Raw genomic sequence first — 14,064 nt, 5'->3', positions numbered from 1 at the left:
GGTTGGCAGCGGGTGCGCGTGTGGTGATCGCGAGCCCCGACGGGCATCGGGATCCGGCGTATCTTGCTCGCGTGATCGGTCGGGAGCGGATTACTGCGACGTCGTTTGTGCCGTCGATGCTTGCGGTGTTCGCTGCTGTCGCCACGCGCGAGGAGTGCGCGTCGTTGCGTGTGGTTCTTGTTGCGGGTGAAGCGTTCCCTGCGGCTTTGGTCGATCAGTGTGCTGCTCTGGGGTTGCCGCGGTTGCACAACTTGTACGGTCCGACCGAGGCGACGGTGCATGTCACGGCGGGGCCGGCCGAGGCGGGTAGTGCGGGTGCGGTTCCGATCGGGACCCCTGTGTGGAACACCCGGACCTATGTTTTGGACCAGCGGCTGGTGCCGGTACCGGTCGGAGTTGTCGGTGAGTTGTATTTGTCGGGTGTGCAGTTGGCTCGTGGGTATGTGGGTCGGCCGGATTTGTCGGCGGAGCGTTTTGTGGCGTCGCCGTTCGGTGCGGGGGAGCGGTTGTATCGCACGGGTGATCTGGTGCGGTGGAATGCCGATGGTGAGTTGGTGTACATCGGTCGTTCCGATTTTCAGGTGAAGTTGCGGGGGTTGCGGATCGAGCTCGGTGAGATCGAATCTGCTCTTCTGGGCTTGGATGGTGTCGGTCAGGCTGTGGTGCTGGTGCGTTCGGATGCGCATGCGGGTGAGCAGTTGGTGGCGTATGTGGTGCCGGCTGCGGGTGCGTCGGTGGATTCTGTGGTGTTGTTGCGTCGGTTGGGTGCGGTGTTGCCGGGCTATATGGTGCCGTCGGCGATGGTGGTGCTCGATGAGTTCCCGCTCAACAGCAGTGGCAAGCTCGATCGCAAGGCGTTGCCTTCCCCTGTCTTCGAGGCTCGGGAGTTCCGGGCGCCGCAGACAACCGTCGAACAGGTTGTGGCGTCGGTGTTTTCCGAGGTGCTCGGTGTCGAGCGGGTCGGGCTCGATGATGATTTCTTCGCCTTGGGTGGAAACTCACTGATTGCGACCCAGGTGGTCGCGCGCCTGGGCGCGGCACTCGATACCCGGGTGCCGGTGCGGGTGTTGTTCGAGGCGTCCACCGTCGGGGAGCTGGCGGTGCGGGTGGAGCAGGTGTCCGGTGGTGATGCCGGGGTGCCGTTGGTTGCTCGGGTTCGGCCGGCGCAGATTCCGTTGTCGTTGGCGCAGCAGCGGATGTGGTTCCTCAACCGGTTGGATCCGGGGTCGGCGGCGAACAACATTCCGGCGGTAATCAGGTTGTCGGGCTCGTTGGATGTCGATGCGTTGCAGGCCGCGGTGTCGGATGTGGTCGCACGGCACGAGTCGTTGCGGACGGTGTATCCGGAGATCGACGGGGTCGGTTTCCAGAAGGTGCTCGGTGCCGACGACGCGGTCGTGGAGGTGCGTGTCGAGGACATCGCGCCCGACGAGGTGCCGGCACGTGTCACGCAGGTTGTGACGACCGGTTTCGATGTCACGCAGCAGGTTCCGATCAGGGTGCGGCTGTTGCGGGTCACGCCGGAAGAGCACATTCTGGTGGTGGTGGTTCATCACATCTCGAGTGATGGGTTCTCGATGGGACCGCTGACTCGTGATGTGGTGACGGCGTATGCGGCGCGGGCCGTGGGCGCGGTCCCGGAGTGGTCGGCGTTGGAAGTCCAGTACGCGGATTACACGTTGTGGCAGCGTGAGGTTCTCGGCGACGAGTCGGATCCGGAGTCGTTGCTCGCGCGGCAATCCGAGTTCTGGCGCACTGCTTTGGCGGATCTGCCGGAGGAGTCGACGTTGCCGGCGGATCGGCCTCGTCCGGTGGTGTCGAGTTACCGGGGCGCCTCACATGGTTTCGTGATCGATCGGCGCGTCCGTGCGGGTATCACCGATCTCGCCCGTCTCAGTGGCGCAACGGAATTCATGGTGGTGCATGCTGCTCTTGCGGTGATGCTGTCCCGGTTGAGCGCCCAGTCCGATATTGCGATAGGCACGCCGATCGCGGGTCGTGGTGAGGCTGCGCTCGATGATCTGGTGGGCATGTTCGTCAATACGTTGGTGTTGCGGACGTCGGTCGATGCGGGGGTGTCGTTCGGGGAGTTCGTCGATGAGGTCCGCCGGGTGGATCTCGATGCGTTCGCGCATGCGGATGTGCCGTTCGAGCGGTTGGTGGAGGTGCTCGATCCTGCGCGTTCGCAGGCGCGTCATCCGTTGTTCCAGGTGATGTTGACTTTCCAGAATTTGGCGGCTGCGGAGCTCGAGTTGCCTGGTCTGAGTGTCTCGGGTGTCGACTTCGATGCGCAGATCGCGAAGTTCGATCTGCAGTTGACGTTGTCGGAGGGGTATGTCCAAGACGGTTCGCCGGTCGGCTGGAGTGCGGAATTGACGTACGCCACCGAGCTCTTCGATGCGGTGACGGTGGAGGGCTTTGCGGATCGGTTCGTGCGGATCCTTGAGGCGGTGGTGGCTGATCCGTCGCGGCGGGTGGGCGATATCGATCTGCTGGGCGCCGATGAGCGGGTGAGGGTGCTCGAGCGGTGGAACGATACGTCGCATCCGGTGCCGGAGTCGACGTTGCTGGATCGGTTCGATGCGCAGGTCGCTGCGTCGCCGGACGCGGTGGCGGTGGTGTTCGAGGGCGAGTCGTTGACATACGGCGAGTTCGATGCGCGGGTCAATCAGCTTGCGCGGTATCTGATCTCGCGGGGTGTGGGTCCGGAGACGACGGTGGGGTTGGCGGTGCGCCGGTCGTTGGATCTGTTGGTGGGGATGTATGCGATCGTGCGGGCGGGCGGCGGGTATGTGCCGATCGATCCCGACCATCCGGCCGATCGCATCCGGCATGTGCTCGATATTGCTGACCCGGTGTGTCTGGTGACGACGGCCCGCGATGGGTTCGAGGTGCCGTCCGGGGTAGATGTCGAGACGATGGAGATCGATCGGCTGGATCTGGCGGGAGTCTCTGCCGAGCGGATCGGTGACGAGGAGCGACGGGACGCGCTCCGCCCGGACAACACGGCCTACGCCATCTTCACGTCCGGTTCGACGGGCAAGCCCAAGGGCGTGGCCGTGACGCACCGCGCGATCGTCAACCAGATCGACTGGATGCTGCACGAGTTCGCGATGACGTCGGAGGATGTGTATTTCCAGAAGACCGCCACGACGTTCGACGTGTCGTTGTGGGGGTTCTTCATGCCGCTGAGTGTGGGTGCGAAGTTGGTACTCGCGACTCCGGACGGACACCGCGATCCGATATATCTGTCGGAGGTCATTGCGCGGGAGAAGGTGACGATCACCGATTTCGTGCCGTCGATGCTGACCGTGTTCGCGGCGCACGCTGCTGCAGAATCGTGCAGCACGTTGCGGGAGATCTTCGTCATCGGTGAAGCGCTGCCGCCGGAGACGGTCGACGGGGTGCGCCGTATCAGTGCGGCGGGGATCGACAATTTGTACGGGCCGACGGAAGCTGCGGTGTCGGCTACGTTCTGGCAGGCGCCGTCGGAGGGATCGGTCGATGTTGTGCCGATCGGTGAGCCGGAATGGAACGTGCAGGTGTACGTGCTGGACGGCCGCCTGCGTCCGGTGCCGGCCGGGGTGCCGGGTGAGTTGTACCTCGCCGGCGTGCAGTTGGCGCGCGGGTATGTGCGCCGGCCGGATCTGACGTCGGATCGGTTCGTGGCGAACCCGTTCGGGCCGGCCGGGGACCGGATGTATCGCACCGGTGATCTGGTTCGGTGGAGTAGCGACGGTGAACTGGAGTACATCGGGCGCACTGATTTCCAGGTGAAGTTCCGGGGCCAGCGCATCGAGTTGGGTGAGATCGAGAGTGCGTTGCTGGCGCACGGCTCGGTCAGTCAGGCTGCGGTCGTGGTCTCGTCGTCGGGCGCCGGGGATCAACTCGCGGGGTATGTGGTTCCGGTTCCCGGGGCCACCGTAGATCGTGGTGAGTTGATCGAGTTCGTGTCCGGGTTGTTGCCGTCGTACATGGTCCCGGGCGCTGTGGTGGTTCTCGATGAGTTCCCGCTCAATACGTCGGGCAAGCTGGATCGGAAGGCGTTGCCGGCGCCGGAGTTCGAAGCCCGCGAATTCCGGGCGCCACGGACCCCGGTGGAAGAGATTGTGGCGTCGACGTTCGCCGGCGTGCTGGGTGTCGAGCGGGTCGGGCTCGACGACGATTTCTTTGCAATGGGTGGCAACTCGCTGAACGCCACGCAAGTGGTCGCACGGCTGGGCTCGGCGCTCGACACTCGGGTGCCGGTGCGAGCCCTGTTCGACGCACCGACCGTCGAGGCGTTGGCCGCACACGTCGGGCAACATGCCGGCTCGGGGGGAACGGTGCCTCTCGTTGCTGGGCCGCGTCCGGACCGGGTTCCGTTGTCGCTGGCGCAGCAGCGGATGTGGTTCCTCAACCGGTTCGATCCCGACTCCGTGGCATACAACCTGCCGATCGCGTTGAGACTCAGCGGACGACTGGATCTCGCTGCACTGCAGGCAGCCATCCGCGATGTGCTCGAACGACACGAAATGCTGCGCACCTCCTACCCGCAGTCGGACGACGGTGCCGTTCAGATCGTGTTGCCGGTCTCATCGGTAGCGCCCGATCTGGAGCCCGTCCGGACGGACTGGGATCAGTTGCCCGGCCTCGTTCGTGAGTTGGCGAATACGAGTTTCGACGTCACCGCCGAGGTGCCGATCCGAATTCGCCTGTACGCGGTGGGGGACGACGAGATCATCGTCGCCTTCGTCGTCCATCACATCTCTGCCGACGGTTCTTCGATGGGTCCACTGACCCGTGACCTGGTTGCGGCCTATGTGGCGCGTTCCGGCGGATACGAGCCCGGCTGGGAACCGCTTCCGGTGCAATACGCCGACTACTCGTTGTGGCAGCGTGAGGTACTCGGTGACGAGTCGGACCCGGAGTCGTTGGCGGCCAAGCAGATCGCGTTCTGGAAACAGTCCTTGGACGGCCTTCCCGATCAGCTGGACCTTCCGACCGACCGGCCACGGCCGGCGGAACAGTCCTTTGCCGGCGACAGGGTCGAGTTCGACATCGACGCTGATCTGCATCGTAAGCTGGTTGAGCTCGCGCGAGCGCGGAATTCGACGTTGTTCATGGCGGTGCATGCGGCTTTCGCTGTGTTGCTCGCGCGTTTGTCGGGCACCGAGGACATCACGGTCGGCACGCCGATTGCGGGTAGGGGACGTCGCGAGCTCGACGATCTGATCGGCATGTTCGTCAACACTTTGGTTCTGCGTTCCCACGTGGATGTGAGCGGTTCGTTCGATGCTCTGTTGGAGCAGACACGCGAGCGGGATCTCCAGGCGTTCGTGCATGCCGACGTTCCGTTCGAGCGTCTCGTCGAGGTACTCAACCCTGAACGGTCCACCGCGCGGCATCCGCTGTTCCAGGTGGGGTTGTCGTTCCAGAACTTGGCAGCGACGAGCCTGGAGCTGCCGGGTCTGACGGTGTCGGGGTTGGATGCGCAGGTGCAGACCTCGCAGTTCGACCTGCATTTGGTCGCCGCGGACCGTTACCACGAGGACGGGTCTCCGGCGGGGATCGGTAGCGTGTTGACGTTCGCGACGGATCTGTTCGACAGGTCGACGGTGGCGGGGATCGCGGAGCGGTTCGTGCGAGTGCTCGAGCTGATCGTCGCCGAGCCGGGGCGTGCGGTGGGGGACCTCGATATTCTCGGGGTCGAGGAGCGGAATCTGGTTTTGGAGGAGTGGAACCGCACGAGCCGCCCGTTCGGGGCGCCGGTGACGTTGGTGGACTTGTTCGACACTCAGGTCCGGCGTGATCCTGCGGCGACCGCGATTGTGTTCGAGGGCTTGTCGCTGTCGTATCAGGAGTTCGATGCTCGGGTGAACCGGCTTGCCCGTCATTTGATTTCGGTGGGGGTTGGGCCGGAATCGACTGTGGCGTTGGCGATGCGGCGGTCGGTCGAGCTGCTGGTGGGTATGTATGCGGTGGCCAAGACAGGTGGTGCGTATGTGCCGCTGGATCCGGATCAGCCGGAGGAGCGCACGCATTACATTGTGTCGGTGGCGGCTCCTGCGGTGGTCTTGACCACCGCGCGTGACGAGTTCGATGTTCCCGAGGACTTGGGTTCCGGGATCGTCGTCGTTCGGCTCGACACTGCGGACCTCGATGGGTACTCGGATTCGCCGGTCACGGATGTCGATCGGGTGGCGCCGTTGCGGCCGGAGAACACGGCGTATGTCATTTTCACGTCGGGTTCGACCGGTCGGCCCAAGGGTGTGGCGGTGTCCCATGCGGCGATTGTCAACCAAATGCTGTGGATGCGGGACGAATACGATCTCGGGCCCGATGATGCTTTGCTGCTGAAGACCGCTGCGACGTTCGACTTGTCGGTGTGGGAGTTCTGGTCGGCGCTTGTATCCGGTGGCCGTGTCGTTGTTGCGGCGCCGGACGGTCATCGTGATCCGGCGTATCTCAACGGTCTTGTCGCGTCGGAGGGTGTGACGACTTTGCATGTGGTGCCGTCGATGCTGACGGCGTTGATGACGGACTCGGATGGTGTTCTGCCGTCGTCTTTGCGCCGGGTGCTCGCTATCGGTGAGGCGTTGCCTGCGTCCACGGCTCAGCGGTTCCTTGCCGGCAATGAGGCGCGGTTGCACAATCTTTACGGTCCGACCGAGGCTGCGGTGTCGGTGACCGGTCACACTGTCGAGGTGTCCGATGTGGTGTCTGTGCCGATCGGGTCGCCGCAGTGGAATACGCGGTTGTATGTGCTCGATGCGCGTTTGCAGCCGGTGCCGGTGGGTGTTCCGGGTGAGTTGTATCTTGCGGGTGCGCAGCTTGCTCGTGGGTATTTCGCGCGGCCTGATCTGACGGCGGAGCGGTTTGTGGCGTCGCCGTGGGGTGATGGTGAGAGGTTGTACCGCACGGGTGATCTGGTGGCGTGGACGAGTGACGGTGAGCTCGGGTATTTGGGTCGTACGGATTTCCAGGTGAAGGTTCGTGGTTTCCGGATCGAGCTCGGTGAGATCGAGTCGGCGCTGCGGCGGATGGATGGCATTCGTGATGTGGCGGTGGTTGCTCGTGGCAGCGAGCGTGTGGGTACCCGTGTGGTTGCGTATCTGGTGTCTCGGCCGGGTGTCGATCTCGATACCGGGGAGGTTGCATTCGCGCTGGGTCGGAGTGTGCCGGCTTATATGGTGCCGTCGGCTTTTGTGGTGCTCGACGCATTGCCCCTCAACATCAACGGCAAGCTCGACCGTAAGGCGTTGCCGGATCCGGTGTTCGAGGCGACAGCGTTCCGGGCGCCCGGGTCCAGGATCGAACAGGTCATCGCGGACGTGTTCGCCGAAGTTCTGGATGTCGACAAGATCGGCGCGACCGACGATTTCTTCGCGCTCGGTGGGGACAGCATCGTCTCGATCCAATTGGTGTCGCGGGCAAAGGCCCGAGGTGTGCACTTCACGCCGCGAGACGTGTTCGGCCGTCGTTCGGTTGCGGGCCTCGCCGAAGTGGCCACGTGGGAAGAGAGCACCGGGCCCGCGTCGCTCGACGAGTTGCCGGGCGGTGGAATCGGCGAGGTTCCGCTCACGCCGGGTATGCGCGAAGTGCTGAGCCGGCCGGGTGGCTTCGACCACGCCGCACAGACCGTCGCCGTGGAGATCCCGTCGGATATCGACCGGAATGCACTCGAGCGCGCGATCGGCGTCGTGGTGGATCACCACGATGCACTGCGTTCGGCCCTCGAAGGTGGCGCCGAGGGTGAACCGATGCTGCGCGTGCGCAACGCAGGCACCGTCGATCCGGCGCAACTGCTCGCCAGGGTCGAGGCTCCGGCCGATACCGACGATGCCCGGATCGCCGAGATCGCACGACCACACCTCGACTCCGCTCTCACGGCCCTCGATCCGTACGCCGGGTCGATGCTGCGTCTCGTCTGGCTCGATTTCGGCCCGGGCGAGCGAAAGGGAATCCTGCTCCTTGTCGCACACCGTCTGGTGGTCGACGACGGTTCGTGGCGCATCATCCTTCACGACCTCGGTCTGGCATGGGAGCAGATCGCCGCGGGACAGGAACCGCGACTTCCCGCCGTCGGCACGTCACTGCGGCGGTGGGCGCACGGCGTTCTTGAGGTCGCACCCGAACACAGATCAGAGTTGTCCTGGTGGGAGCGCGCATTGGACGGACCGGATCCCGAAATGGGGATGAGACCGTTCGATCCGGCCGTCGATACGACGTCGACGGTGCAACGGCTGGAGGTGTCCGTCCCCGCCGCCGACACCGATGCGCTGCTGACCTCGGTGCCGGCGCTGTTCAATGGCGCGGTCACCGATGGCCTGATGACGGCCCTCGGTTTGGCATTGGTGCGCTGGCGCCGCGATCGTGGTGTGGAGTCGTCGTCCGCGCTGGTCCGGTTCGAGGCCGACGGACGTGCGGACACCGCGGTGGCCGGGGCCGACCTGCAACGAACCGTGGGTTGCTTCACCGCTGCGTATCCGGTGCGAGTCGAACTTTCCGGTGTGGATATCGACGAGGCGTTCGCGGGCGGGCCGGCGATGGGTGCGGCGATGAAGGCGGTCAAGGAGCAGTTGCTGGCCATCCCCGCCGACGGGACCGGATTCGGCGTGTTGCGGTATCTCGATCCGGAGGCACGGGATCGCCTGGCATCGGTGGAGCGGTCGCCGCAGGTGCGTTTCACGTATCTGGACCGGCGGTCGCGCTCGGATGCAGGGCAGGGCACGACCGAGTCCGTCTGGACACCGACCGATGCCCTCGGCGAACTGGAAGTGCAACTGTCCACGGCGATTCCGGCCGACATCAGCGTCGATATCGAGGCTGTGATCTCGGACGGCTCCGATGGCACGCGCCTTCATACGACCATCGCGTTCCCCGCCGGGTTGTTCGACCGTGACGATATCGACGAACTGTCGCAGCACTGGCTGGAAGCGCTCGATGCGCTTGCGCGGCACGGGTCTTCGCCCGGTGCCGGTGGGCTGACACCGTCGGATCTCCCTCTCGTCGACCTCGACCAGAGCGACATCGAGATCTGGGAGCAGCGATACCCCTCGCTCACGGACGTGTGGTCGCTGTCGCCGCTGCAATCCGGTTTGCTCTTCCACGCTTCGATGACGGCCGACGAACGCACCGATGTCTATACGATGCAGGCGGTCCTCGATCTCGCGGGCGAGGTGGACCCCGAACGTCTGCGACGCGCGGGACAAGCCCTGCTCGACAGACACAGGAATCTGCGGGCCGTGTTCGTCACCGACGAGGCAGGCCGATCGCTGCAACTCGTTCTCGACCAGGTCGAGTTGCCTTGGCGGGTCATCGAAGCGAGCGATCTCTCCGGCGGTGCCGGTGAGAGTGGGGTGCCGGCGCTGCTGGCCGAGGAACAGGCTCGACGTTTCGACATGGAGCGTGCGCCTCTCATTCGATTCCTGCTCGTGAAGTCGCACGAGGACCGCTATCACCTGGCGGTCACCGCCCACCACATCCTTCTGGACGGCTGGTCGATGCCGGTGCTCATGCAGGACCTCATGGCTCTGTACGTGCTGCGCGGTGACCGAGAGGCCCTGCCACCCACGCGTTCCTACGCGGACTTCCTCGCGTGGCTCGAGCAGCAGGACCATGCCGCGTCGCTGGACAGGTGGGCCGAGGCGATGGGCGACATCTCGGAACCGACGATTGTCGCTCCGGTCCGGCGGGACGCGGACAACGACACGATGTCGAAGATGTCGGTCCTCGTCGACACCGACCGAACAGCGCGGCTGACCGCGCTCGCCACCGAAAGCGGCGTCACGGTCAACACACTCGTCCAGGCTGCGTGGGGCGTTCTACTGGGCAGGATCACAGGTCGCGCCGACGTCGTGTTCGGTGCGACCGTCTCGGGTCGCCCCGCAGACCTGCCGGGCGTGGAGACGATGGTGGGCCTGTTCATCAACACACTGCCCGTGCGGGTCCGGATCCACCCGGACGAACCCGTAGTGCAGATGCTGCGCCGCGTGCAATCGGAACAAGCCGACCTGCTGGATCACCACTACGTCGGGCTGTCGGAGATCGAGCAGCGGATCGGGACCCCGATCGGGTTCGATTCGTTGCTGGTGTTCGAGTCGTATCCGATCGACAGGGAGGCGTTGACCGACGCGGCCGGATCCCTCGACGGTATGACGATCACCGACGTGGTGCTGGACGATGCCACGCACTACCCGATCACGCTGATGGCCGTTGCGGATCGACAACTCGAGCTGACGTTCAAGTACCTGGAGAGGTTCTTCGACGAGGCAGGGATCGGACGGATCTCGGAACAGCTCGTGCGAGTACTGGATTCGTTCGTGTCCGAGCCGGAAGGAGCTGTCGGCGACATCGACCTGGTCGATGCGGACGAACGCGCACGTCTTGTCGCCGAGTCCGGGCCGTCCGCAGGCGCCGTCGACACCGGAGCGCGGACACTCGCGATGGTTCTGGCGGAGGTGGTCGAAGAGGATCCGTCGGCCCCCGCTCTGGCGGTGCCGGCAGATCCGTCGGTCGGAGGCGAGGGCACCGAAATCCCGTATCGGGAACTCGACGCGCGCTCGTCGCGTCTCGCCAGGCTCCTCATAGGCCGCGGGGTCGGCACCGGCGACGTGGTCGCGGTCGCGATGCCTCGATCGGTGGAGTCGGTGGTCGCTCAATGGGCGGTCGTCAAGACCGGCGCTGCCCTCGCCATGATCGATCCCGGCGGAGAGATGCCGCACCAGTCGGAGGGATCTGTGGTGACCCTCACTGTTACCGGCGTTTCCTCGCCCGATGGTGAACGGATCGTCGTCGACGATCCGGATGTGCGCGACGAACTGGCCGCTCTGCCGTCGGATCCTGTGACGTACAGCGACAGAATACGGCCGGTCGGTGCGACCGACCCCGCAGTCGTCACAGCATCGAAGACGTTCACCAACGAGGAACTGATCGACCGTATCGGGTCGCTGCGTGAGAAGTACGGGCTGACGTACGAGTCCAGAAGTGCCGTTGTGGGCAGTGTCGACATCGAGGTCGTGGCACTCGAACCCTTGGTCGTGACCGCGACAGGTGCCGTGGTCGTAGTTGTGCCCGCGGACGCCACATCGGGTCCGGGCCTCGACGGGGTGCTGTACGACCAGTGGGTGACGCACGTCCATCTGCCGGGCGCGTCGCTGGGCACGTTGGAACCGGGGACACTCGAGGATCTCGCAACCGTCGTTGTGCTCGACGACGTATCCGGGGTACCGCTGGAGGAGTGGGGTGCCGCGCACCGCGTGTACCAGCTTCCCGACCTGGGCTGATTCCGGTGGGGCCGATTCGCCTTCGGCCCCACCGGTGGCCCGGATCCCGCACCGCCGGACGCACCGCGGGTAACGTCGGGGCCTGCTCCGGGGATGGACCGGGAAGATTACTTTCGATTAGCGTCGCCCGTTTCGAGGCGGCGAAGTGCTTGTTCGATTACGGGCGCGACCACTGGATTATCTGAAGCGAAGGGTGTGGGCTTTCCATGTCACGACACGACGGCAGTTCGAACGAGGCCACTCCGGTGAACGCATCTCGATCGGCACGTCCGGAGTCCCGCGACGCGGCAAGCGCCCGTACCGGTGCACGTAGCCAGCGACCCGAACGGGCACCACGTGCCGAACGTGCTCCTCGACCGGCGCGAGGAAACCGCGCGCACGGTCGGCGCGGTGTGCTGTTGCCGCAGTTGCTGGTGTCGGCGGTGGAGTCGCGTGGTGACGCGGTGGCGGTGGTCGCAGCCGAGGGGTCGTTGTCGTATCGCGAGCTGGACGAGGTGTCGTCGCGGTGGGCGCGGTGGCTGATCGGTCGGGGTGTCGGACCGGGCGACGCGGTGGTGGTCGCGGTGCCGCGCTCGCTGCTGTCGGTCGTGGTGTTGTGGGCGGTGGCGAAGTCGGGGGCGACTTTCGTGCCCGTGGATCCGGGTTATCCGGCTGAGCGCGTGCAGTTCATGGTGTCCGACTCCGGCGCGGTGTTGTGTCTGTCGGTGGGGTCGTCGGTGCAGACGGTGTCGTCGGTGGCGGGGTCGGTGCCGGTGGTCGCTGTCGACGACGTGTCGGTGGTCGCGCAGGTGGAGGCGCTGTCCTCGCGACCGGTGTCGTACGCGGATCGGGTGCGCTCGCTGGAGGCGTCGGATGCGGCGTGGATGATCTACACCTCGGGTTCGACTGGCCGGCCGAAGGGCGTGGTGGTATCGCATTCGGGTGTCGGTGGAGTGATTTCGGCTGAGCGTGAGCATTTCGGGGTCGAGTCGTCGTCTCGGGTGTTGCATGTGTGTTCGCCGAGTTTCGATGTGTCGTTGCTCGAGCTGGGTGTGGCTTTCTCGGCGGGTGCGACGGTGGTGGTGGCGCCGGCAGGTGTCGGTGGTGGCGCCGAGCTGGCGGATGTGATTGTGGCGCAGTCGGTGTCACATGTGCTGATGACGCCGGGTGCGTTGGGATCGATGGATCCCGCCGGTATGGATTCGTTGCGTGTGGTGGTGGTTGCCGGCGAGTCGTTCGCGCCGGAGTTGGTGCGGCGGTGGGCGGTCGAGGGTCGCCGATTCTTCAATGCATATGGACCGACGGAGACGACGATCCTGGCGAGCTCGGGGGAGTTGGTGCCGGGTGCGCCGGTGACGATCGGGTCGGCGATCGCGGGGGTGGGGTGTTTTGTCCTCGACGAGCGTCTGCGTCCGGTTCCCGAGGGTGTGGTCGGCGAGTTGTATGTGGCGGGGGCGCAGGTGGCGCGGGGTTATCACGGGCGAGAGGCGCTGACCGCGGCGCGGTTCGTGGCCGATCCGTTCGGTGCGGGTGGGCGCATGTACCGGACCGGGGATTTGGTGCGCCGCGACGCCGACGGAGTGTTGGAGTATGTGGGGCGCAGCGATTTCCAGGTGAAGATTCGGGGATTCCGGGTCGAGTTGGGCGAGATCGATGCGGTGTTGTCGTCGTTGCCCGAGGTGGGGTTTGCGGTAACGGTGGGGGCATCGTTGCCGTCGGGCGAGTCGGCGTTGGTGGCATATGTGGTGCCGGCGCCGGGGGCCGCGCTCGAGGGTGATCGGGTGCGCGCGGCTGCGGCGGAGGTGTTGCCGGCATTCATGGTCCCGTCGTTGGTGGTGGTTCTCGATGCGGTGCCGTTGACGGCGGTGGGGAAGGTGGACCGGGCGGCGTTGCCGGAACCGGTGTTCGAGGTGCGGGAGTACCGGGCGCCGCGGACGCCGACCGAGGAATTGGTGGCGTCGGAGGTGGCGCAGGTGCTGGGTCTCGAGCGGGTCGGATTGGACGACTCGTTCGTGGATCTGGGTGGCAATTCTCTGGCAGCTACGCGGTTGGTGGCACGGTTGTCGGCGCGGGTGGGGCGTCGGGTGGCGGTGCCGGTAGTGTTCGAGACGTCGTCCGTGGAGGAGCTGGCGGCGCGGGTGTCGGAGGCCGGTGGGGGACCGGGTGTGGTGCTGTCGGCGCGGGAACGTCCGGGCCGGGTGCCGTTGTCGTTGGCGCAGCAGCGGATGTGGTTCCTCAACCGGTTGGATCCGGTGTCGGCGGTCAACAATATTCCGGTGGCGATCAGGTTGTCGGGCTCGTTGGATGTCGACGCGTTGCAGGCCGCGGTGTCGGATGTGGTGGCGCGGCACGAGTCGTTGCGGACGGTGTATCCGGAGGTCGATGGGGTCGGCTTCCAGGAGATCCTGTCCCCATTGGAGGCCGTGGTCGAGGTTCGTCCGGAAACTGTTGCGGCCGAGGAGGTCCCGGCACGTGTCGCGGAGGTTGTGACTACCGGTTTCGATGTGACGCAGCAGGTTCCGATCCGGGTGCGGTTGTTGCGGGTCGCGCCGGACGAGCACATTCTGGTTGTGGTGGTTCATCATATTTCCGGCGACGGGTTCTCGATGGGGCCGTTGACCCGGGATGTGGTCACGGCGTATGCGGCGCGGGCTGCGGGCGCGGTCCCGGGGTGGTCGGTTTTGGAAGTCCAGTATGCGGATTACACGTTGTGGCAGCGTGAGGTTCTCGGTGACGAGTCGGATCCGGAGTCGCTGCTTGCGCGGCAAACCGAGTTCTGGCGCAGTGCTTTGGCGGATCTGCCGGAGGAGTCGACGTT

2 protein-coding genes are annotated in these 14,064 nt (G+C 65.4%); both read left to right on the top strand.

Annotation, left to right across the window (positions count from 1 at the left end; all coding sequences use genetic code 11):
- Positions 1-11,267: amino acid adenylation domain-containing protein (locus ACLQ3J_RS20885; RefSeq protein WP_425904298.1), on the top strand; the 11,267-nt coding region annotated here is incomplete at its 5' end.
- Positions 11,268-11,473: 206 nt separating this feature from the next.
- On the top strand, positions 11,474-14,064 hold a 2,591-nt coding region (locus ACLQ3J_RS20880; protein WP_425904297.1), incomplete at its 3' end, for an amino acid adenylation domain-containing protein.

Source organism: Rhodococcus sp. DT1 (genome assembly GCF_049844875.1).
In the GTDB taxonomy this organism is placed as follows: Bacteria; Actinomycetota; Actinomycetes; order Mycobacteriales; family Mycobacteriaceae; genus Rhodococcus.
Note: the sequence above shows the minus strand (reverse complement) of the source record. Positions and strands in the feature narration are given on the sequence as shown.